Origin of the sequence: Corynebacterium mustelae (assembly GCF_001020985.1) — a bacterium.
In the GTDB taxonomy this organism is placed as follows: domain Bacteria; phylum Actinomycetota; class Actinomycetes; order Mycobacteriales; family Mycobacteriaceae; genus Corynebacterium; species Corynebacterium mustelae.
In genome coordinates, this window is sequence record NZ_CP011542.1 from 698,324 (window position 1) to 721,805 (window position 23,482).

General features: G+C 53.5%; 17 protein-coding genes. 12 read left to right on the plus strand and 5 right to left on the minus strand.

Annotation, left to right across the window (positions count from 1 at the left end; translation table 11 throughout):
* Nucleotides 1-3 precede the first annotated feature (3 nt).
* From CMUST_RS03290 to CMUST_RS03310, 5 genes are all read left to right on the plus strand, one after another.
* Nucleotides 4-459: a YbjN domain-containing protein gene (locus CMUST_RS03290; protein ID WP_047261322.1), complete on the plus strand. Its 456-nt coding sequence runs from the start codon at nucleotides 4-6 to the stop codon at nucleotides 457-459.
* A 57-nt stretch (nucleotides 460-516) separates the two neighbouring features.
* A complete protein-coding gene (locus CMUST_RS03295) occupies nucleotides 517-3,024 on the plus strand; it encodes a hypothetical protein (RefSeq protein ID WP_047261323.1) in 2,508 nt (835 codons plus the stop codon).
* A 57-nt stretch (nucleotides 3,025-3,081) separates the two neighbouring features.
* Complete coding sequence (locus CMUST_RS03300) at nucleotides 3,082-4,923, plus strand: HSP90 family protein (protein ID WP_047261324.1); 1,842 nt, start codon at nucleotides 3,082-3,084, stop codon at nucleotides 4,921-4,923.
* A gap of 11 nt (nucleotides 4,924-4,934) precedes the next feature.
* The gene (locus tag CMUST_RS03305) at nucleotides 4,935-6,080 is read left to right on the plus strand and encodes a hypothetical protein (protein ID WP_047261325.1); all 1,146 of its coding nucleotides are present in this window, start codon (nucleotides 4,935-4,937) and stop codon (nucleotides 6,078-6,080) included.
* Between the two features lie 167 nt (nucleotides 6,081-6,247).
* The gene (locus CMUST_RS03310) at nucleotides 6,248-9,649 is read left to right on the plus strand and encodes a pyruvate carboxylase (RefSeq protein ID WP_047261326.1); all 3,402 of its coding nucleotides are present in this window, start codon (nucleotides 6,248-6,250) and stop codon (nucleotides 9,647-9,649) included.
* A 661-nt stretch (nucleotides 9,650-10,310) separates the two neighbouring features.
* On the opposite strand, the gene CMUST_RS03315 is transcribed toward CMUST_RS03310, so the two are convergent.
* The 4 genes from CMUST_RS03315 to CMUST_RS03330 all read right to left on the minus strand — a co-directional run bounded on the left by CMUST_RS03315 (nucleotide 10,311) and on the right by CMUST_RS03330 (nucleotide 15,221).
* Nucleotides 10,311-10,736: a hypothetical protein gene (locus CMUST_RS03315; RefSeq protein WP_047261327.1), complete on the minus strand. Its 426-nt coding sequence runs from the start codon at nucleotides 10,734-10,736 to the stop codon at nucleotides 10,311-10,313.
* A gap of 248 nt (nucleotides 10,737-10,984) precedes the next feature.
* Nucleotides 10,985-11,620: a TetR/AcrR family transcriptional regulator gene (locus tag CMUST_RS03320; protein ID WP_158408192.1), complete on the minus strand. Its 636-nt coding sequence runs from the start codon at nucleotides 11,618-11,620 to the stop codon at nucleotides 10,985-10,987.
* Nucleotides 11,621-11,625: 5 nt separating this feature from the next.
* Complete coding sequence (locus CMUST_RS03325; RefSeq protein ID WP_047261329.1) at nucleotides 11,626-13,377, minus strand: ABC transporter ATP-binding protein; 1,752 nt, start codon at nucleotides 13,375-13,377, stop codon at nucleotides 11,626-11,628.
* A gap of 5 nt (nucleotides 13,378-13,382) precedes the next feature.
* Entirely contained in the window at nucleotides 13,383-15,221 is a 1,839-nt protein-coding gene (locus CMUST_RS03330; RefSeq protein WP_052844506.1) for an ABC transporter ATP-binding protein, read from the minus strand.
* A 679-nt stretch (nucleotides 15,222-15,900) separates the two neighbouring features.
* Between CMUST_RS03330 and CMUST_RS03335 the strand changes: the two genes are divergently transcribed.
* The 7 genes from CMUST_RS03335 (at nucleotide 15,901) to CMUST_RS15765 (ending at nucleotide 22,750) form a co-directional block, all read left to right on the plus strand.
* The gene (locus CMUST_RS03335) at nucleotides 15,901-16,950 is read left to right on the plus strand and encodes an SPFH domain-containing protein (protein ID WP_047261330.1); all 1,050 of its coding nucleotides are present in this window, start codon (nucleotides 15,901-15,903) and stop codon (nucleotides 16,948-16,950) included.
* Nucleotides 16,951-16,953: 3 nt separating this feature from the next.
* The gene (locus tag CMUST_RS03340) at nucleotides 16,954-17,145 is read left to right on the plus strand and encodes a hypothetical protein (protein WP_047261331.1); all 192 of its coding nucleotides are present in this window, start codon (nucleotides 16,954-16,956) and stop codon (nucleotides 17,143-17,145) included.
* Between the two features lie 33 nt (nucleotides 17,146-17,178).
* Entirely contained in the window at nucleotides 17,179-18,219 is a 1,041-nt protein-coding gene (locus CMUST_RS03345; RefSeq protein ID WP_047261332.1) for a hypothetical protein, read from the plus strand.
* A 70-nt stretch (nucleotides 18,220-18,289) separates the two neighbouring features.
* Entirely contained in the window at nucleotides 18,290-18,832 is a 543-nt protein-coding gene (locus CMUST_RS03350; protein WP_047261333.1) for a hypothetical protein, read from the plus strand.
* Nucleotides 18,833-18,863: 31 nt separating this feature from the next.
* The gene (locus CMUST_RS03355; RefSeq protein WP_047261334.1) at nucleotides 18,864-20,066 is read left to right on the plus strand and encodes a DUF6620 family protein; all 1,203 of its coding nucleotides are present in this window, start codon (nucleotides 18,864-18,866) and stop codon (nucleotides 20,064-20,066) included.
* Nucleotides 20,067-20,207: 141 nt separating this feature from the next.
* On the plus strand, nucleotides 20,208-21,080 hold the full coding sequence (locus CMUST_RS03360; RefSeq protein ID WP_047261335.1) for a hypothetical protein: 873 nt from the start codon (nucleotides 20,208-20,210) through the stop codon (nucleotides 21,078-21,080).
* Between the two features lie 152 nt (nucleotides 21,081-21,232).
* Nucleotides 21,233-22,750 carry a hypothetical protein gene (locus tag CMUST_RS15765; RefSeq protein WP_052844507.1) on the plus strand — a complete coding sequence of 506 codons (1,518 nt, stop codon included), beginning with the start codon at nucleotides 21,233-21,235 and terminating at the stop codon, nucleotides 22,748-22,750.
* Between the two features lie 8 nt (nucleotides 22,751-22,758).
* Here CMUST_RS15765 and CMUST_RS15770 read toward each other — a convergent pair whose 3' ends face one another.
* Nucleotides 22,759-23,427, minus strand: coding sequence for a hypothetical protein (locus tag CMUST_RS15770; protein WP_052844508.1), 669 nt, complete (start codon nucleotides 23,425-23,427; stop codon nucleotides 22,759-22,761).
* Nucleotides 23,428-23,482: the final 55 nt, after the last annotated feature.

The following is a 23,482-nucleotide window of genomic DNA, read 5'->3' on the forward strand; positions in this document are numbered from 1 at the left end:
ACAATGGCGTGGTTTACAAATACGGATGAGCCGCAGCCGGTAACCCTAGCGCGGATAGAGAAAGTTTTTAAGGATAACGACTTTAGCTATGACAATCGCGGGGATCATCTTGCGACCGGTGTGAATGGTTTCTTTCTGCGGGTAGAAATCATCAACGACGCGTTGCTGTATTTCGGTTTCCGGTTCTTCAACGTGCCGTTGCCGAAGGAGAAATTGCCGGATACCGAAAGCTGGGTGCAAAACAGAAATCTCTATGGCACGATTGGCACCTGTGGTGTTGGTATTGACGATGACGGCGATGTGTACGTCGATTCCGACCACGTTTTCTTCATCGCAAAAGGTGCGACAGACGAGCAGCTGTCGTTATATTGCCAGACGGGGATTGAAGCCCAATTGGAGCACCTGGAAGACTTCGTTGAGAAATTCGAAATTGAGCGCCCGCTGCCCGAGGAAGAGTAACAACCACTAAGGGAACCGCCGCAGTGGAGACGTCGAAAAGCTAGAAGGAATAAGGCAATGATGGAGCAAGAGACCTTAAGCGATCTGATGGAAAAAGCAGATGCAATGCCGTGGGGTAAAGCGTGCTCAGCGGCGTGGGGGGAAGCCGCCAAACGCGCGGGCGAGGAGGGCGACGAATACCTTGAAGCGATTTGCTATCTGTCGCTGGTTAGCGCCTTTGCTATGGGTGGTGAGAGCACCCGCATTGTCGCACCGTTTTTATGGCTGGATAAATTCCGTAAGCGGCGCCCCGATCTTTTCGACGACGACATGCAGTCCGCATTCGGATGGCAATACAAATACCTGGTAGGAGTGTTGCGCGATCTGCCTACCATCAGTGCTGATCAGCTGCTTGGCACCCTTGATGAGATGGAAGCCTTCTACCGACAACGCGGCGATAACCTTAAGGCGTACTACCTCAGGCGCTATTTTGCGCACTCCGCGTTAGGGCAAGCCGAAAAAGCGCAGCACTATAGTCAGCTGTGGGAGACGGCGTGGGCCGACGATAGCCACACCGAGTTCAACGACTGCACCGGCTGCGACCCGATGTATTTGGTGGAAATGTATCTTGGGCGCGGGGACATCGATGCGGCTATTAAGGCGGGGGAGCGAGGGCTTTCTGATCCGGAGAATTTCTGCGATTCGCAACCTGAGAGCCTGTATGCCACCATGCTAGAACCATGGCTACGGGCTGGATATGACGATAAAGCATGGCCAGCCTTCGTCAAAGCCATGCAGAAGCACTCCCGACGCAGCGCCTATATTGATCATTTCCCGAATCACTTCCAATACCTGGGGTTATCGGCGATGGCGGGGCGGCCACAGCGGTGGCAACGCGGGATGGAACTATTCACCCGGTTTTTACCCTGGTGGCAAGAAACCGAAACGCCACGCATCCTGTTAAGCGTTGCCGCCGCAGCTGCGTTTTTCTTCCGGGCGTACCCTAACCAAGACGAGACCATACCCGTTACCCTGCCTGGCGACGGCTTAGGGTGGACCACAGCTCCAGTCATCGAAAACCCAACAGTAGCCCAAGTACATCAGTGGTGTACCGACCTGGCTTTGGAGCTGGCGGTCCAATACGATAACCGCCCGGGTTTGGAAACCCCCTATATGGTGGAGAAAGTACGTCGGGATATTTTTGACGTCCAGCCAGTGCCGGAGCTTGCGCCGGAGGGCGATATCCCAGATGTTTCCGGGCAATTCGCCCCCGCACAGATCGACTACGGTTTGGTTAACCAAGGCCGCAGTGTCGCTGACAGTGATCTAGCTATTATCGACACGAACGGTAGCTGGCGCAGCTATGACGCTGCGCAGCTTGCCGCTGCAGCGCAGGAATTAGATTCCAGAATCCCCAGCATTTACACGCTCCGAACTGGAGGATGGCTACTTTCACAGCGGTTATCCGCAGGGGTTGAGCGTGAACCTGCCAGAGAGATGCTTGCTGGTGCGTTGGCGGAATTCGACGCGGGCAATATGCGCGAAGCCGCGCAGCTTGCGGATACCGCTATTCACACTGAGTCCGAAGAACCAATCGGGGTGCGACTCCAGGGGCTTTATATTTTGGCGCGGGCAGCGCAGGCGGCCGGTTACCCAGACGAAGCCAAAGCTCCCGCCCGGCACTGCCTAAACTTGGCTGCCGCTTGCGGTTTACTCAATGTACGGTTGCAGGCCGCAGAGATTCTCGTGGAGGTATTATCCTCGCAACGGGAATTTTCCGAAGCTGCTGAGGTCGCAGATATTGCCATCGCGGCCGCCACCAATGCTGACAACCATGTCGCCTCCGATGTTGAGCTCTCCTTGCGGCGTGGTTTGATCAGCGCCTTGGACGCACTAGACATGGATGCTGCAGCAGCGGAACACGCCCTAACCTTGGCGTCGCTTAGCAGTAAGCCGAAAGAGAAAATCGAGGCCATTGAATCCGCCATTCGCGGACTCAATGCTGAAGGCAACTACGATCGGGGCGCCCAATTGGCCGACTGGATTGTCGACATTGCGGCTGCCGGGTTAGATGAAGCTCAAGAAGCCGGTGACCAGGAAGCGGTAACAATGGCCGCCACCGAATACGTGGAGCGGTTAAGCAACGCAGCGTGGGTGCGGGTGAGCCGCCCTGGCTATGTTTCGGACGCGGTGTATGAACAGGCGGAACGACTATTTGAAACCGCATTTGAAGCAAAAAAGAACTATCACTTAACTAACGCAGCGCACCCAATGGCGGTGGATGCGAAGTATTGCCACGAACGGGCCCAAGCGGCTAGTGAATGTGATCGACATGGGGAAGCCCAAAAATGGTTTGAGCAGTCCCGTGATCTATTTATCGAAGCCGGAGATGATTTATCAGCCGCATATTGCACCATCGATTTAGCAACAATGTTGGTGCAGATCGGTAGGATCGCGCACGCCCGCGAACTGGCAATTCCAGCCTGGGAACAGATTCAATCCACTAAAAACCAGTTTTCGATGCGGTACCGACATGCACGAATGCTGATGGAATTTTTAAACACGGAAGAAACCGACGATAATTAGCGCATTACCACTCATTGTCGATAGTGGTTATAAACCTTTTAAGGAAGAGATTCTCAAGTGTCTGAGTTTATTACTGACCCCCACACCCCCAATCCATCCGGCAGCAATGGTGGATCATTCCACGTTGATTTGGGTGGAATTGTGGAGTTGCTCAGTAAGAACCTCTACACCAGCTCCAACGTGTATGTGCGGGAGTTGCTGCAAAACGGTGTCGATGCGATTACTGCTCGGCGCGGTATTGACCCAGAATTCGACAATTATGACCGCCCCAAGATCCGGTTCATCGTGGAACCCCGCGTACTACGAGTGATCGATAACGGTATTGGGCTTAACTATGAACAAGCTCAGCAATTACTATCGACGATCGGCGGATCATCTAAACGAGATGAATTTGGGTTGGGGCGAAGTGACTTTCTCGGCCAATTTGGCATCGGCTTATTATCGTGTTTTTTAGTGTCCAATGACATTGTCGTCTACTCAGCTAGTGCCGCCGCACCAGCCATTAAATGGCATGGAAAATCTCAAGGTACGTGGACAGTAACAGAACACGAACCCCCTATGCTGTTGCACGGCTGCGGCACGCTGGTGGAATTACAAGCGATTCCTGGCGAACCGGACTTTGACATGTTTAGCTTGTCGCAAACCATAGAACACTATGCGGCATTTTTGCCGGTAGAAATAACTATTGAACGCGCGGTTAATGGCGTGTGCTCTGGTGAAGCTGTAACTTTGGGTGGGCAGAAGCCAGTGTGGGAAGCCCCCATTACAGCACAAGCAGCGTGGTGTCGAGAAAACTTTGGATTTGAACCATTGGCAGCTATTCCGCTGGATGTTGCTATAGCGGGGCTCAACGGGGTTGCCTTTGTCATGTCGGAAGGAACGCATCCGGGGCGAACCGCAAAACACCAGCTGTATCTACGTCGAATGTTATTAAGCAAGAAAAACACCGACATCGTTCCGGAATGGGCGTATTTTGTGCGGATCGTAGCGGATGCGGAATTCCTGCGCCCCACTGCCTCCCGCGATGCACTGGTGGAGGATTCGCTTTTCGACGAGACCAAAGAAGCCATCGGACACCAAATCCGGGTTTGGATCAATAGCCTAAACGAACAGGATTTTTTGCGGTTTTTGAGCCTGCACATGGCCGGGCTGAAAGCCCTTGCCGTTTCGGACAGTGAAACTCGCGAATTGGTGACCAAGTGGGTGCCATTCGAAACCAGCACGGGACGAAAGACACTTGATGAATTGTTGAAATCTGGCGGAATTCGTTACTACCGCACTGACCAGAAATACCAATCTGTATTGCCGATTGCGCGGGCAAATGAACTGACGGTTTTAAATGCTGGCTATGCTTATGACCAAGAAATCCTTGATCAACTGCGGTTGGACTACCCAGATCAGGTTATCGTCGAAGCCAGCTTGCATGATGTTATTGGGGTCATGGGGGTATTAGGCCCAGACCAAGAAGCTGGATTTCTACCGTTGATGCGTATCGCCCAAGAGGCATTGGATGGCCAAGATGTGTCGGTTATTGTGCGGGATTTTCAGCCTAGTACCGTGCCAGTGTTGTTCTTAGCGGCGGAAGAAGCCGACTACGGTTCCATAGAGAAAGCTGCGCGGGAAGCTGAAGGCGAAAGTTCGCTAGCGGGTTTGCTCGATAGCATGGACTCCATCATGCCAATGCATGTGGTGGACAATACCGCCCAGGTTATTTTTAATGTTCAGTCCCCATTGATCCATCAGTTACTTGCGGCTGTGGGTATGGGCAATGATGTGTTAACCCAGGCTATCCGGGGGCTTTACGTTCAATCGTTATTAGCGGGACGCCACAATATGAATATCCAAGCACGAACGTGGGCTTCAGAAATGTATTCCACCTTGATTAGCAAACTTCTGTAAGTAGGTAAGTCATGGTGGAACATTCAGATACTGAGTTAGAACAACTCATGGAAACCGCGTGGGCGACACAAGACCCGGTTGAACGAGCGGTGGCATGGGAACATGCTTGCCTGCGTGCGCGAACTGAATCCAACAACGATGACCTCGCCGTATGCCTGTCAGAACTGGTGGAATTGTACCTTGCAGAGCGTCACACGCAGGCCGCTATCGTATGTTTCGACGAATTGGTGGAGCTTTATCTCAACCAGGATTTGGAACAACGGGTGTACTTCGCCCGAGTGATTTGCCGGAATTTCAAACACATCATTCACGGCCAATTAGATAACCCTGATGTCTCCGTGGCGAAATTGCATATTTTGCTGGAACGTTATCGCCACATACTAGAGCGTAGCTCAAACACGCTGTCGGATTATTATCTTCGTACGTATTACGTGCGGCACTGCATTGGTGATTATGACGGTGCATTGATGGCATTTGAACAGTGGCGATCCAGTCGGCCAGATGAACACTTTGGGGAATGTCTATGTTCCGTGCCTGCAATCGAAGCAGAGATACTTAATCAATTAGGTGGGGCTGAAACCGCTCGTGAAGTCGGGGAAGCTGCCTTGCAGGAAAACACCGGGCGCTGCGGAGAGCATCGACAAGACTTAGAGATGACACTGATACCAGCATGGCTTAGGTCGGGGCAATCAGATAAAATCCGGCGTGCTCGGCGGATTCATCGCAAAGTACTACGCCGTACCCTCACAACTGGTGCTACCCCGCGTCGATTTGTGCAACACTTTGAGTATTACGCGTTGCTTATCGACGCCGGTATGTCCCCGAAACCTCGGTGCGGATTATGGTTGTTGCCGACCATGCTAGAAGAGCTTTCTGCTAATGCTTCCCAGTATGATCTCATGTTGGGTCTGGCGGCTGCGGCTGGTTATCTTCATCGAGTTCCGCAGCAGGATCGGAGAATAAAGCTCTCCCTTTCCGCCAATGCGCTACCACGAATTTTCACGCCAGCTCTCATTCATCCCACTGTCGCCGAAGCGGCGAAATGGTGCGCCTGCAACGCATTAAATATTGCTAAACAATACGATCATAGGCCTGGTTTGGTTCGACCCCACACGGTGGCTGATCTAAAGGATCGGATTTTCCCTCGCCCGATATAGCTAGCGATAATTGCAAAAAAGTGAATCAAATTAGCGGAAAACACATGATTTTTGCGTGGTTTTCTGATGGCGAACTCATGGGGTATTAACATAAAGTTACATACCAAATAAGTGACTGGTGTCACTGTTTGCTGTACTGGCCCCCGTATTAGGAAGAACATCCGTTTATGTCGAAAACCTCACAGCTTCCAACCTTCAATAAGGTTCTTGTCGCTAACCGCGGCGAAATCGCAGTGCGAGCCTTCCGCGCCGCATACGAAATTGGAGCTAAAACGGTCGCGGTGTACCCCACCGAAGACCGGAATTCATTGCACCGATCCATCGCCAATGAATCTTGCAGAATCGGTACAGAAGGCTCACCAGTAAAAGCCTATCTTGATATCGACGAAATCTTAGCCGCAGCCGAAAAAACCGGTGCCGATGCGGTTTATCCCGGATATGGCTTCCTCTCCGAGAATGCGCAACTCGCCCGCGAATGCGCAGAAAACGGAATTGTGTTCATCGGCCCCACACCAGAAGTACTGGAACTGACAGGAGACAAAGCTGCGGCGGTGGCGGCTGCGCGGCGCGCCGGATTGCCTACCCTTGATGAATCCGAGGCCAGCGATGATATTGAGATTCTCCTCGCCCAGGCGGAAGGCCAAACTTTCCCGCTATTTGTAAAAGCGGTGGCTGGTGGCGGCGGCCGTGGTATGCGGTTTATCCCTAGCATTGAGGAGTTGCCTCAGTTGGCTGCGGAAGCCTCCCGGGAAGCACTCAGCGCATTCGGCGATGCCCGAGTCTACCTAGAGCGTGCGGTGATTAATCCGCAGCACATTGAGGTACAGATCTTAGGCGACCACACCGGTGACGTTATTCACTTGTATGAGCGTGACTGTTCGGTACAGCGGCGGCACCAAAAGGTGGTGGAAATCGCCCCAGCTCAACACATTGACGCGGATCTTAGGGAACGCATCTGCGCCGATGCAGTGAATTTCTGCAAAGAAATCGGCTACACCGGCGCCGGCACCGTGGAATTCTTGGTTGATGAGGCCGGAAACCATGTCTTTATCGAGATGAACCCCCGCATTCAGGTTGAACACACGGTTACCGAAGAAGTAACCGGGGTGGACTTGGTTAAGGCACAAATGCGAATCGCTGCTGGTGCTACCTTGCAGGAACTGGGGCTGAGCCAAGAAAATATCCACACCGAAGGCGCAGCCCTGCAATGCCGCATCACTACTGAGGATCCGGCCAATGGCTTCCGGCCGGATACCGGTTTTATCACCGCTTACCGCAGCCCCGGTGGCGCGGGGGTTCGTTTGGATGGCGCCGCCCAGCTGGGTGGCGAAATCACCGCTCACTTCGACTCCATGTTGGTGAAACTAACCTGCCGTGGTGCGGATTTCGCCGGTGCCGTTGCCCGTGCTCAGCGCGCACTCGCGGAATTCACCATTTCTGGTGTCGCTACCAATGTTGGCTTCCTGCGGGCATTGTTGCGCGAACCGGACTTCCTGGATACCCGCATCGCCACTTCGTTCATCAGCGATCATCCGTGGCTACTATCTGCCCCACCTGCCGATGACGAACCGGGGCGGATCTTGGACTATCTCGCCGATGTTACTGTCAACCGGCCACATGGATTGCCACCTGCGGTAGGCGCCGCCGTCGAAAAGCTACCGCCGCTTGGTACGCTGCGACGCGGATCGCGGGATCTGCTACGCGACCTTGGACCTAAGAAATTTGCCGAACATTTAAAGAACCAACGCGCGTTGGCCATCACCGACACCACGTTCCGGGACGCCCACCAGTCGCTTTTGGCAACCCGGGTGCGTTCTGCAGCCCTAGTCGATGCCGCTCGCCACGTAGCCCACCTGACCCCGGAGCTGCTGTCGGTTGAAGCGTGGGGTGGCGCGACCTACGACGTTGCCATGCGCTTTTTGCACGAGGATCCGTGGGAACGGCTGGATAATTTACGCCAGGCAATGCCGAATATCAATATCCAAATGCTGTTACGGGGTAGAAATACCGTTGGCTATACGCCATATCCTGACACCGTGTGTCGAGCATTTGTCGACGAAGCGGCCCGCACCGGCATTGATATTTTCCGAATTTTCGACGCGCTTAACGACGTCTCCCAGATGCGGCCTGCTATCGAAGCGGTGCTAGAAACCAATACTGCGGTGGCTGAAGTGGCGATGGCGTATTCCGGCAACCTGGTTGACCCAGGTGAAAAGCTCTATACCCTCGACTACTACCTGAAACTAGCCGAGGAGATCGTCAACTCAGGGGCGCACATCCTCGCCATTAAAGACATGGCTGGACTCATGCGCCCAGCTGCCGCAACAAAATTGATTACCGCGTTACGCAAGGAATTCGACCTACCGATTCACGTGCACACCCACGACACTGCTGGTGGACAATTAGCCACCTACCTCGCGGCAGCACACGCCGGAGCCGACGCAGTTGACGGGGCTTCAGCACCGCTGTCTGGTACTACCAGTCAACCGTCACTATCCGCCATCGTCGCAGCTTTCGCCAACACCCCGCGTGATACAGGCATTGCACTGTCGGCCGTCACCGACATGGAACCGTACTGGGAAGCTGTGCGCCACATGTACGCCCCATTTGAAACCGGAACCCCAGGGCCAACCGGCCGGGTGTATCGCCACGAAATCCCCGGCGGCCAGTTATCGAACCTGCGAGCTCAGGCCGTGGCGCTTGGGCTTGCCGACCGCTTCGAACTAATCGAGGAATACTACGCCGCCGTCAACGACATGTTGGGTCGCCCCACCAAGGTCACCCCATCCTCCAAAGTTGTTGGCGACCTGGCGCTCTACCTGGTTGGCGCTGGCGTGAAACCGGAAGATTTCGCCGCAGATCCCCAAAAATACGACATTCCGGATTCCGTTATCGCGTTCCTCAATGGCGAACTGGGCACGCCTCCGGGTGGCTGGCCGGAGCCACTGCGGGCCAAGGCATTAGAAGGGCGAAGCATTCAACCTGCGGCCACCGAGGTGCCGGAATCTGAGGCGGAAGCCTTAACATCATCTGATGCGAAGACCCGTCGGGGCGCACTGAATCGGTTGCTGTTTGCTAAGCCAGCGGCTGAATTTGCTGAACACCGACGTCGGTTTGGCGACACCTCGGTTCTCACTGACCGGGAATTCTTCTATGGATTGGTGGAAGGAAAGGAAACCGTCATCGATTTAAGCGATAACACTCATATGCTGGTCCGGCTTGACGCGCTTTCCGAACCAGATGAAAAGGGTATGCGCACCATCGTGTGCAATGTCAACGGTCAGATTCGGCCGATGCGGGTGCGAGACCGGTCCGTGGAATCCATCGTGGCGACGGCGGAGAAAGCCGACCCGAATAATTCCGGTCATGTTGCCGCGCCATTCGCAGGCGTGGTTACCGTTACCGTCGCGGTCGGTGACACCGTGGAAGAAGGCCAAGCAGTTGCTGTTATTGAGGCGATGAAGATGGAAGCAACAATCACGTCTCCGATCGCTGGCACCGTTAGCCGGGTGGTGCTAAGCCAAGCCACCAAGGTCGAAGGCGGTGACCTGCTGCTCGTGGTGGAATAATCACCCTTTAACAAAAACCGGCGCTGGGTTTTACCAACTCCGCGCCGGTTTTTATTGCCCAAGCGCTAGCCCAATCGGTCACCATTGTAGGCAGTATCATGCGTGACGTGTTGACCTAGAGCTTTGGCGATTGTGGGCGGGGCTTTTTCTGCGTGATTTTTCTTGAGCTTAGGTTTCACGGCTGCGCCGCACAGTGACCGTGAACTTGGGTGGCCATGACCCAACTCGACTTATTCGTCTCCAACGCCACGAAATCAAGCATCACACCGCGTAAAGGTCGAGTTGCTTTTGAAAAATCTGCACCAATTACCCGCCTAGCTGTAGGTTTGCGATGCCTGATCCGCTAATTGTCCGCACACACGCTTGGAAGCCACACCGCAATGGGAGCGTGTTCCCAAGACGCGGGTTTGGCGGGCACTTGCTTGTCTTATGCCTTGAGGTAATCGGGTTTTCTTAACCTCAAGCCTCATTCAAGGCGGGGACGATTCGGTGGGCAAACCCCCAACTCGACTTATTCGTCTCCAACGCCACGAAATCAAATACCACACCGCGTAAAGGTCGAGTTGCCCTTGAAAATCTGCGCCCAATGCCCGTCTAGCTGCAGATTTTCCCTGTTCAGTTCCACAACATCCGCAGGAATGTGCCGTTAGTTAGCCCAATTTTATTGTTCGAGTGCCAATAGACGGATGTTCTCTGGCTTGGGGATGGGGATGGCAAATGCGCGTAAATAATTGGCTGCGATAACGTGGTCTTGTGAGATCACTGCGTCGGTGATTGGGTTGATGACGGGGGAGGCAAACAACCACTGCACCTCGCCATCTCGGTCGGCGAAATACACAACACCATCGCTTCCCCACGACCCTTCTCCGCAATAAACAATTCCCTGATAAGACTCTAGTTTTGGTGTCGCCCAGTAATGCCCCACCCGATCCGTGAAGTCCATGGCATCAATGGTTGTGGTTTCCGCCAGGGTTAATTGATTCTGGTGGAAATCATCCGCGAAAACATAGACAGTGCCATCGGCGACATACATTGCGGTTGCGATGGGAAATTTCTCTTCCGCCACCAGCTTGTTCAAAATCGTCACTTCGCTGATCGTAACAGATGGCGCGTGTGGAGAAGCGAGAAACCTGCACCGCCATTATGGGTATAGGCTATGGGTTGTGAAGCTAAAAATAGGGAAGAAATATGGACGACATCTAGCGTCTGTGAATGTATTTATTGCCAAATGGTCGATTTTGCTACCCGCTAGATGTCGTCATGCAAAATTTCTTATATGTTGTGAGGTTGCGGCTTAGGTGATTGTCATTCGGCTGCCACAGGCAATAGCCGCAACTACGATTCCAGTTCGTTGGCAAGTCCGGTGATGATGAACTTCAGCTTCTTATCCAAAAACCCGCGATCGGCCCACCCTTCATCTGGTTTAAATACGGCATCGTCGCTGGTGCGGGCGAAGATTGTATCCAATTCGCGTTGACCAGAATCGTTGACGTTGCGCATAGCGGAAACACCGATGTGGGTAGTAATCACAGTGTCTCCGATGAAATCAATGGCAAAAGCCGCACTCTCCTGGGGCAACCCGGCTGCGGTGAGAAACTCAACGAAACGCTTGAGATGGTCTTCCATATGGATGACGGCGCTGGGGTGTCGCAGAATAGTCAGTGACAAACCGGGATAACGCTCATACACAGACCAACAACGATCTGCCCACAGAAGCAAGGCTTCCTGCCAGGATAAATCAGGATCGAAGGCGGCGGCGATTTCTGCCGCAGCACGACTTAAACACGCGTGAACCAGTTCGTCGCGGCTGTCAAAGATTCGATACACCGCCGATGTTGCCACGGAAAGCTGCCGGGCAACCTGGGCAAGGGTGAAATCCGCGATGCCCACGGCAAATGCTGCATCAACAACATCGGCTTTACTGAACTTCGGTTTAGGGCCAGTTTTGCGACCGCCACGTGCTGCAATCATAACCATTAGGTTAATTGCCAACCTTGCGCTTCGGCACGTTTATCCCAAAAGGCGCGGTAGGTTCCGTTGCGATTAAAGAGCTCATCGTGGGTACCGATGTCCTCCACACTTCCGTCAGCACGCATTGAAATGATGCAATCCGCCTTCCGAATGGTATCGAGTTTATGCGCGATGACCAGAATGGTTGCAGTTTCCCGTAGCTTTTCGACGGCCGCCACAACGTTCGCCTCGTTCTCTGGATCAAGCGCGCTGGTGGCTTCGTCGAAAAGCACAATGGGTGCGTTCTTGAGCAGGGCCCGGGCGATTGCAACCCGTTGGCGTTCCCCGCCGCTTAATGCTTTACCGCCTTCCCCGACACGGGTATTCCAGCCGTGAGGGAGTCGAGCAACGATTTCGGTCACGCCAGCTAGCTGGGCAGCGGCGGTAATCTCTGTATCAGTGGCGTCCGGGCGGCCGATGCGAATGTTTTCGATAAGGGTGTCGTCGAAAAGATAGACATCCTGAAATACCATCGACAATTGATTCATGAGATCTGCGGTCCTAAGCTCACGCACATCCACCCCGCCGACTTTGACTGCGCCGGAATCAACCTCATAAAACCGACTAATCAAGCGCGCTACTGTGGTCTTACCACAGCCGGATGGGCCAACCAGCGCCACCATGCTGCGCGGAGCAACCGTGAAGTTTAAGTTACGGACAACTGGTTTATCGAGGGTGTAACCAAAACTGACGTCGGCAAATTCAATGCTGCCGGGGGAAGTAAACGGCTGTGAATCGTGTGGTTCTGGCAACGGCTGCGCTGTAAGCACTTCATTGATGGACTCCAAATAAGGCCGCCGCGTCTCCAGCCCCACGGACGCTTCAGTAAGAAACATCAGCACTTGGGCATACCGTAGCGCCAAGCCTATATAAGCGATGGCGACAATCGGATCGATAGCGCCCGTTATCGCCAGTTGCGCTGCGACGACAATCAGCGAAATCACCACGATTTGGGACAACGTGCCGCCAACCATATTTGCTGCCAGCTCAAACCACAGCTCCGTTTTCTTGGCCTTGCGCCACTTCGCATTAGCCGCCACAAGCGGCGGGTAGTTGGTGCTTTGACCGCAGGATCGAAGTGCGGCCTGACAATGGGTAAATTCCACAACCCGATTACTAAGTTCAATTTCGGTAGGCTCCGCGATGTGCTTGCCTTTTCGGCTCAACCTCGCAGAAATGGATAGCAAGATTAAATATAACGGAGTAGAAATAGCGAGAATAAGACCAAGCCGGTAATCCCAGATCAAACTCAAGACCAAAATGGTGAAACTGAAGGCAATGCGGCTAATCATGGGCGCGAAAAGATGGGCGATTAGCTCTGCCGCAATCATTAACTCGGCAGATACCATCCTAGACAATTGACCCGCGATTGGGCGTTGGAACCAGCCAAGCGGCAACCGAGCAATCTGATCGCCGATCTTGCGGTGGATATTTTGGATCATGTCCATGCCGGTGGCATAGCCCTGGCGGGTATAGAAATACCCGAAGATACCGGTAAAGATTGCGACTGCAATGCACGAAAGTATCCAGCCTCGGATATCCAAGCCCCAGACTGATTCGCCAGTCGCAAGCGAGGTGATCGCGGGAATTAACAAGAATAATGAAATCGCCTCGGCAATTCCCATCACAATACTCATCCAGATGGCGGTAGTGACCAGTGCCGGGCGAGAAAGCATATTCCGGCACATCGGAAGAAGTGAAAACAAAAGCGGTTTCATAGCGATCAATCCTTTTCCGGTCGGATATTAGGAAGGGAGTTTTGGACAGAGTGAGGTCGAGCGGCCATGAGTTGTTGGTACAAAGGTTGTTCTTTGAGATCTGCGTGGCGACCGCAAGCGATTACTTTGCCAGTATCAAGAATGACAATCTGATCGACTCCAAGAATCGACTCAGGCCGGTGAGCTATGACCAGAACCGTGCGGCCAGTGACTAGCGTTGATAGCGCGGCTTGAATTTCGGCCTCCGATTCGGGATCCGCAAATGCGGTTGCCTCATCCAAAATCAGCACCGGGGCGTCGATAAGCAAGGCACGTGCGATCGCGACTCGTTGCGCTTGCCCACCCGAGAAATTCGTTTCCGCCCCCACAATGGTGTCTAACCCGTTGGGCAGTGCTTTAATCACATCCAGGATATGGGCGGCTCGAGCGGCCTCAATGATCTCTGTATCAGTGGCATTTGGTTTGCCAAGCGCAATATTATCCCGGACAGAGGTGGCAGTAAGTTGTGGGTCTTGTAGGACGAACGCAACCGTTTGGTAGAGCTGCTCCATCGGAAACGTACGAATGTCAACCCCACCCACCGTGATCGTACCGGAATCCGGATCATTGAAACGTGCAAGTAGCATAGCCAATGTTGATTTGCCGGATCCGGACGGCCCTACAAGGGCAGTAACCGAATTCTCGCGTAGCGTCATACTGACACTGTCTGCGGCGCGAGTAAGACCATAGGAGAAACTCACATTGTCAAAGACCACTTCATTACTTATCGGGTGTACCGGCATATCACCATAGGCAAGAGACGGTGTTTGCAGCGCGGCTGTCACCCGTAACGCGGCGGCTCCCGCAATCTGATAGGACCACACCATACCGGCAAGCACCTCTATGGAGGAGGGAACCATTAAACCAATCAACGTAGTGGCAAGTACCTCAATGGGGCTGACCCAGCCGACGGAAACCATCAAGGCGCCGCCACCAATGTTGATGGCTAACAGCACCGGAATGGCGATGGCGGCATTTGCCATGGCAGAACCGCGTAATAAGGGAGTGACCCACTGCCCGTAGAACGTGCGGAAATCATTGGCGGCATCCTGGTAACGCTGGTGGGACTTACCCACTGTGCCAAAAGCCTTGACCACTGAAATCCCGGTAAAAAATTCCACCATTGTGGCGGAAACCCGTGCTAAATGTGCATCCATTTGGGCTGTTTTCTCGCCCATGCCTTGCATCATCCATACATTCGCAGCGCCGTAAAGCGGCAAAGCTGCTACAGTAAGTAAGCCCAGCCGCCAATCGATGGTGAAAGCATAAGCAACCAAAGCGATCGGGGTAACAATCGCCTGAGTGACGTCCACTGGTTGATGGGCGATAAGAGTATGGATTTGGGCGATATCGTCGTGTAATGCTTTGCGTACTTTTCCAGCATTCGTTGTGCTAAACCATCCCAATGGCGCTTGCGCCAGCCGAGAAATAGTCAGTTGTCGAATAATCGCTGAGATCTTAATGTCGGCAAAGTGAGTAACGCCCAATGCCAACCCAACAATGAATAACCTCAGGCAAAAAGCATTGATAAGAAGGAAAATGGCGCGCCACACGGCTGCGGAATCAATAGGGGTGTCCGTGAGGTAGGCGCTGTAGAGAATATCGCCTAGCTGTACCAATGCGACATAGGGTGCGATGGCGAGAATGCCTGCGATCACAGCCAGTACGCGTCCCAGCAATAACCGGCCACGTACTGGCTCTAGAAGCTGGTTGAGTGCCTTTTTCCCGGCAACTCTGGGGTTTTCCTGTGGCGGAGCTTTTTCATTGGTGACGTTGCTGACAAGCACTGAACCGTCGGAAGTCATATTGTCTCCTTGAACGTACACGGGGGCGTTTCCTGCCATCCCGCTAAGCGCTGGCGATCACGGTGCCAACTAAGGCTGTGACTGCGTTTCTTGCTGGGAATCAAAGGATGCGAGAATCCCACTTTTACGTCTTAAATTAGGGTTGCTTAACTTAATTGTGAAACAAGTTTAGTATTAATGTTCAACCCGGGATTAGTCAAGGGGTAGAAAATGGTTGTGCGATAACTGCTGATGGGTAGGCATGACCTAATGGAAACCGGGCGGCTGATATATGTCGCGGCAGCTTCATGTGGTGCGTATCGATCGTGGAAGTAGTTGCCGGGGTAGTGATGGGTTGATGTCCCGCTGATCGATGGGGGCGGTTGCGGGGGTGGGGATGCTGAAAAAATGGTAATAAAAGATTGTGTACTTGGCGTGTCGGTGATTGGTGGTGTGATTGGGCTGCCCAGGCTTAGTGGGTGGTAGGACCCAAAGGTTAACGTTGGATAATATTTATTGCTGGGCGGGAGCAGCGGGCTTTACGCAACGGTTATGCAAGCATTATGCAATTGAAAACTCTTGTCGTTTGTAAGCTTGATTATTTCATGTATCCCATTTCAACGTCTGATGTCTGCCGTGGGTGCTAACGTTTTGCCCAGATAGTAACCGCCGTACATTTCTTCAACATGAAAGGTGACCAGTGGCTCTCCCGTGGATAGACATTATCGAGTGCGTTGACCCAGACCCCCAATTGGTGATGTGGCAATGGCCACCACATCAAGGACAAATTAAAAAAGGCGCGCAAGTCATCGTTCGGGAAAATCAGGCAGCACTGATTCTGTCCCATGGTGTAGCTAGCGAAGTTTATGGCCCAGGTCGGCACACGCTCCCCAGCGAAAACGTTCCGATCTTAGACCAGCTCAAAGGCTGGAAATATGGCTTTGCCTCACCAAACATTTATGACGTGTTCTACATGGTCACGCGTCAGTTTGTTGACCTCAAGTGGGGCACCCCTGCACCCGTGATGATGGCTGATCCAAAGTTTGGTCAGGTACGTGTCCGGGCGTTTGGCTCCTATAACGTTCGAATCAGCGATCCCGCTAAGTTCTTCCGGGAGTACGCTGGTTCTTTCCCTGTGCTAAGCGTGCGCGATATCGAGGTTCAACTACGCGATTACATTGCCGCTAAGTTCGGCGAAATCATGGCTACCTCAGGCATTAGCGTCATGGATTTTGCGGCAAACCTTAGCTCAGTAAACGCCCGGTTACAACCAGTAATCGCACCGTATTTCGAGGATTTGGGTGTTTCAGTAACCCAGTTCACCATCGTCTCGGTTACATTGCCGGACGAAGTTAATGAATACTACGACAAAGTCACCGGTATGAACATGATTGGTGACATGGATCGGTTCCAGCGGTTTAACACCGCACTCGCAACCGCCGATGCCCGCAACACGGTAGGTGCTGGCGCGCAGGAAGGTATCGCCATGGGGCTTTTAGTGGGGGAAATGAATACCCAAGCGGCCCAGGCACAAGCCCAAGCGCAATCACAATTGGCTCAGCTACAAGCCCAACAAGCTATGCAGGCTATGCAACAGCAGCCACCAGCTCAGCAACCACCGGCAGCCGCGCCTGCTGCGGCTACCGACCCGATGGAAAAACTCGCCAAACTCAAGAAGATGTTTGAAGCGGATCTTATTACCGAACAAGAATATGCCGCCAAGCGAGCTGCCATCTTAGAGGAGTTGTAACAAGTGGCAAGTTCATTTGCGGAACGATTGCGTAAGAAATCGCAGGAATCGAAGAAAACGTCAGTCGAGTTTGAAAAGGATACTGCCGGTGCAAAAGCGCGAATCTGCCCAGGATGTGGCGCAGGGCGCGCGCTGGATCACGGTGTCAAAGAATGCCGCTACTGTGGGTATGTATTCATTACAGCTGACATCTAATCCGCGACGGCTTTCATTATTCAAGGAGCTTTCATGACCAGTGAACTACAAGAGATTCTCGCTCTGCGTGATCGTCTTGATGTGTTCTTGCCCAAGCTGAAGCAACGCTGCCAGGAATTCGGAGAGGATTCCAAAAAAGAAGCAGCAGAGATGCGGGCCGATCAAACCGATGAGGGCAAACAGTCTTTCGGGGTATTTACAGCCGCCGTGATCCGGCAGATCATGGCCGTGGGCACCAAAGCGGAGCGTACTTTTGCTCAGCACTTCGAAAAATTTGAGGACAGCGACAATGACGCGGTCTTTGCCGAATACAAACGAAGTTCGGATCGCGTAGATACGTTTTTAGAGTGGTTGGAAATCTACACGGACCACCTCTTTGATGATGGCTACGGTGAGGATTCTGAGCGCTTGTACCAGCAAGCACTACAGGACTACGAACAGTTGAAAAACAGCTTCACCTGTTCCCAATGCGGCGCGCCGGTTCCCGTGGACAAGATGTACTACACCTCGCAGTACCTCACCTGTTTGGGATGCGAAACTCAGACAACATTTACGCCAACAGAAGCAATGCAAATGTTGCCGCGGTTGGCTGAGGACTTGGCGGATTCCCGCACCAAGCACCTGGAAAAAGAACTTGACGATCTAGCGCTCAAACACAACCTGTATCACGGGGAAATGCTGGTTCGCCATGTCAATTATCTGCTGGCTCAATACCGCGTGATGCATGAAATCTTGCCAGAATACGCTGAACAAAAGCGCCATCAGTTCATTACCAGTGCGGTGGTGGAAGCGACACAAAAGGCTCACACGGATCTCGAACCAGCGGGAACGTTGATCCCAGATGTTAGCTACGTCAATGTGATCGGCGGTTTCGGTGATGGTCTTATCCTGTTGCGTCAGGATAACGACACTTTGATTGCCGCTTTGCTGGAAGACATTGTGCGTGCATTGGCTCGCCCCGGTGACGGTTTGGCTGAGGCAGTGCTGGCGAATACCTACAACAATGAGGTGTGGGAACAGTACGCCGCCATTGCTCAGCAAAGTCCGCAGAGTGAAAAACACAACCCGCTTTAAAACCGCAGGTGCTCGTAGCTGTTTCGAGAGCACCCTGCACAGTATTTAACTTAAACATTAAGGATTTTCCATGCTCGAAAAACTTCTTTCCCTACTCGGAATCAATAAAACCCCAACGGTCAACCAGAACTCTACCCCTGAGGAAATTGAGAAAGTATTCCAACAGCGCAGTGCGCATCGGGTGGAGGAACTCAACGAAGCTTTGGCCGATGAGGATACCCCAGTAGGGCACATTGCCAGCCTCATTCTAAATATCGAAATGATCCGCTACCGGGTCCTGCATGAGGCAAATCCGCAGGAAACCGAGGCGCGGCGTAACGAGCTCGCTAAAGAAATCGTTCAGAAAATACGCAAGGCGCCTCGCACCACGTTGGAACCAGCTGGTACCTATGAACCAGATGTAACGTATGTCAACATCATGGGTAACATGGGTGACGGTTTAATCATTTTGAAGAAAGAGCGCGACAAGGTGATGGTTCCGCTTTTAGAAGAGCTGGTCCGCGAATTTGGGCGTTCAGGGGATGGTTTGGCTGCAGCTATTCTTAACGGTACCTACGATGAGGATTTGTGGGAAGAATACGCCGATAAGGCACAGGACAGCCCTGATTTCTAAAACCTTATCGTTATAGAAAAGGCATTACAGAATGTTTGACAAACTTCTTGGCATGTTCGGAAAGAAGCCAAGCGACGCAACCGCTATGGTGCAAAACGTTGCGGCCAAGGCTGGCATTAGCAACTATTCCGAGGAAGAAATTGACCGAATCGTCGCACAGCGATGCGAGGAGCGGGCCCAAGAGTTGCAAGAAATGATCGATAGTGGCGAGGGTTTCCATGTGGGGCACCTGGCGATTGCGGTGGTTAACCTTGAGATGAAGAAACTGCGGCACACGTTTGAGCTATCGCCGGAGTTGGCTTCAGCGCGGTTTAGCCAGATTGTTCAGGATGCGGTGGCAAAGTACCGCAAGGCCCCGCACACGGTGTTGGAGCCTGCTGGTACTCATATGGCCGACGTGACATACGTCAATATCATGGGAAGTTTCGGTGATGGTCTGATCCAATTGCGACGTGAGGGACCGAAAATTATTGCCGATGCATTAACGGAAATCGTGCGTCAGGTTGGTCGGCCAAACGATCCGTTGGCTGCGGCGATTATCGACGGAACTTACAATGACGCGTTGTGGGAAAAGCATGCTGAGATCGCCCAACGGCAGCCGGAGGACGAGTCGGCAGGTTTTGATGAGGACATGGTTTTTACAGGTCAGGAAGAAGAATTCCAGGCCTATACCCAAATGTTCGCCAGCGTTGACACCTCCGCGCCGGAATTGCAGCCGATCGCGGGTATTACGCTGCACGACTATGTTGCGGCTTCTGCTCTCATGCACGGTGGCACCTCAGCTAACACCATCGCGGAACGCTTAGGTGTAGAACGGCCCCAGTGGGATGAAGCGGCTGCTGGCTGGTTGCAGCGCATCACCGATTACCCCATGTCAGTGGGCATGCAGTACACCACGTTGATGCACGAACCGCACCCGGTTCTATCCGGTGATGGCGCAGGCGGCACTATGTCTGGTTCGAATGCAGAGAAGCTTAATTCCGATCGGGATTTCTTCTGCGAGGTATATGCCGCGATGCTGGCAGTGGGTGAATTCGGCGAGGATGCGGATGGTTACGTTCAAGAGCACTACGGTGTCACCATGGCGGAGGCTAGTGCTGCTGGCACGCGCTGGATGTCTGATCCGCGCCACATGACGCAGGTTATGTCGATTGTGCAGCGCCGTCAGGAAGAAATCACGGAGAATCTGCGCAAGGAATTCGGTGGCGGCATCGCCGACGACATTGAGTTTTAAAAAATCGCAGACAAGTGTCACAAGATAAGGAGAATTCCGCACAGGGGTTCTCCTTTTGCTTGTCGACGCCCCAGCGTCGCGCGTAACAGATCGTGGTAGCGGGCTGGGCCAAGTGGCGTCGACAAGCACGAAAGGTGTTGGATGGGAATCGAACAATACTGTCTAGCCTTGGTTGACGCGGTGCACCGCCCAAGTCGGGTAGACGACATCTTGGCTGGTGGAGGCGCAAACCAGGTCACGGTTAGTGCCACCGATCCGGCCAGCTTCGACGTCCTGGTGGAGGCTACCCAGCTCAGTGAGAACCAACAATGGGCCGAACTCTGCAGTTTTGCCGAAAAGTTCTTAGCCGCCGCACCACAGATGACCGAGCTTACTTCGCTGAAACTGTTGTACGCCCGCGCACTCGTACATATCGGGCGAAGCGAGGAGGCCGGATTACAAGCTGCGGCTGCGGCGGTAAGCAGTAGTGCCGACGATACTGTCTTTGCGGCGTTGGCTTTTGCCCAGGAATGCTTCCAGCATTACGACGATGATGCTGCTTTCGGCTGCGCCCGGTACTACGCCGACCGCGCGGTGGTGCGGCTGCATCAAGCCCCGTCGGACCCAGCGGCGTTGGAGTTTATGGCTACCGGGTTGCGGAATCTAGCTTATGCACTCCAGGAATGCGCCGAGTACCGGATGCATCCTGGGGACGTGCCAGCGATCCTGACACTCTGGGAATGGATTTTATGGGTTGACCTGCGCCGCCTTGAGTTTTCTGGCGATCGGTTTCCCGATATGGTCACCGACTGCGTTGCAACCCAAGCCTATTGCATGAGTTGTCTTTTGCAGTATCAGTTGGCGGCTAACTTATATGTCACGGCGGCGGAATTACACATCGAATTCGGTGATATTCCAGGAGCGATTTCCGTTTACTCCCAGTACATCGAAGCTATGGGGGAATGGCCAAAGCGCTACGATCGCAGCAGTCAGTACGAAGAGATATGTGCGAAACTGCGGGAAGACCTGTGGTAACTGGTCAATAATGCATTAACGTAGCTGGTCGTGGTCAACAACACTCCAGGCCCGTTCCGGCATGGCGTATTTATGCGATACCGCCAATGGTAAAAAGCTCAGAGGCTAGACTTGAGATAACGTCGAACAGCCACCTAAAAGGAGTGGATCACATGTCGCGCATTCGGTTTGAATTGACCGAGGAAACAATCACCAACAATTTTGGCGAAACGCTCTATCGGATACGCGCGACCGAGGACATACCGGCGCGGTTTGTTTCTGCGGGTGACCTGGGCGGCTGGGTCAGCAGCACCCACACCGAGTCCGGGAAGCCGCGCATCGGCAAAAACGCTTGGGTGGAAGGTGGTGCTGAGGTTTTCGGTCAGGCGCGGGTGACCGGGCATGCCCGGGTTAGTGACCGTGCCCAGATCTATGGCACTGCTAGGGTCAAAGGCCGCGCCCGGGTACAAGACGATGCCCAGGTCAAAGATTCTGCCACGGTGAAGGGCAGCTGCCTGATACAAGGTCAAGCGCGGATCGGCGACAACGCCACTGTTAAAGGCTCGGCCCAGGTACTCGGCGTGGTTGAAGGTAACGCTAAGGTGAGCGGTCGGGCAGTTATTTCGTCTGGCACTATCAATGGACATGCGGTCGTTGCTGATGCCGCGACTGTCAGTCGTTCCTATGTCACTGGCTCCGCAGAGGTTTCGGGAAACGCAGTGGTAGGCGCCGACAGTTTGATTTCCGAGGACGCGGTTATTACTGGTCAGGCTAAGATCCGCTTTTCGACGGTCAGCGGTGCCGCCCACATCACCGCACCGGTACCCAGCCACGCGACGGTGACCGGAAACGCCGAGATCACCAGATCATGGCATTGTTTTAGCTTCGGTCCGATTGGGCACACCGATAACCTCGCCACGGTATACCGCTGCGTCGGTGATGAGATCGCGGTTGAATGTGATACTGAGGTTACCGAGGAGTACCAGCCGGTTATTGATGTTGCCACCGAGCAGATTCGTCGACAAGCAGAACCGGTGGCAGACCTATGCTTTGAATTGACGGAGGAAACCAAAGAACTTGCTGATGGCACTACCGTATTCCGGATTCGGGCAACCAAAGATCAGGAAGAGCTAGGAGTTACGGTCGGCGACCTCGGCGGGTGGGTCAGTTCGCTCTTTACCGATAACGGTCAGCCGCGATTGGACAACGCCTGGGTGGCCGATGAAGCGGTCCTGCGCGATAATGCCTTACTGGCCGATCAGGCAATCGTGGAACACTACGCGGTGGTCAAAGACAATGCCCAGGTGACGGGTGCCAGTGTGATTAGTGGACGGGTCACGCTGGCAGGGGAGACGACGGTTGCCGCAATCTGCCATATCGGCGGTGACGGTGAACTGCGCGGTCAATCCTGCGTGCATCCGGTGGTACATGTCAATATTTCGGGCACTATCTCCGACGCAGATTTTTATGATTCCAGCGACTTCGTCTCTTTTGGCCCGCTTGACGACGGCCGTCTGATAACGGTGGCGAAGCTGCGCGATCGCGGTTCACTAATCACCGTGACCGAAGTGGAAACCGGAAAACACCACAGCATGACCGGTGCGAAGTTTTTAAAGAGCATTGAGCCAGATGTCGGCGATCTTCGGGCAGAGATTACTCGCATCCTCCGCGAGTGGGAATTGGCTCGGTGATAACCGCGCTAATCGCCCAGTTCCGGTGTGGTTACGTTGAAAAGCAGGGTGGAGTCCAGCAGCTCTTTAAGCTCCTGCTCTGAATATGCTTCGACTGGGCACGCGTAGTTGACTGTTACTGCACTCGGCGGATCGTTGCGGGTAAACGCCCGTACCCATGCCGTGGAGTGATAGTTGCGATGATCGACTCCGACGTAATCAATGTCCACTCGTAGCATTTCGATGGGTTGCGATCCTGGGCCGCTGACTTCACTGGATTTGTGGAATGTCCCCTCGGCACTGGTCATTTGTTGTTGGAAGCCAGCTATCCGGTTTTCCGCCATGTATCCCGTTTCGATGTGGTCTGGTGCTGGCATCCCGGCCGTGAGGTCAAAGGTGCTTTGGATAGTGGAATACTGGCAACCACGGGAATTTTCGATAAGGTTTACGCCTTCTTGGTCGAATATTTGGAGACGCCAACCAGCAACATTGGTTGGGAATCCCCAATGGGGCGTATTCCACAAGGGGGCATTATCTGGGGTGGAGGTGGGAATCGGGGGCACTGGACTACTTACTTCGGCGCTTCTGGTTGGGGTTGTACGCGCAATCATGCGTGCAGGCGGCAACGGTAGAATGCATGCAGTGAGGCTCACTGCGCTGATGAAGAGGCAAAAGGCTGCTTTAACGTGCGGTTTCATACCACTCCTACTTCCCGGTTTTGTGGCGTCATCAAAACCTGCACGTACCGATGCG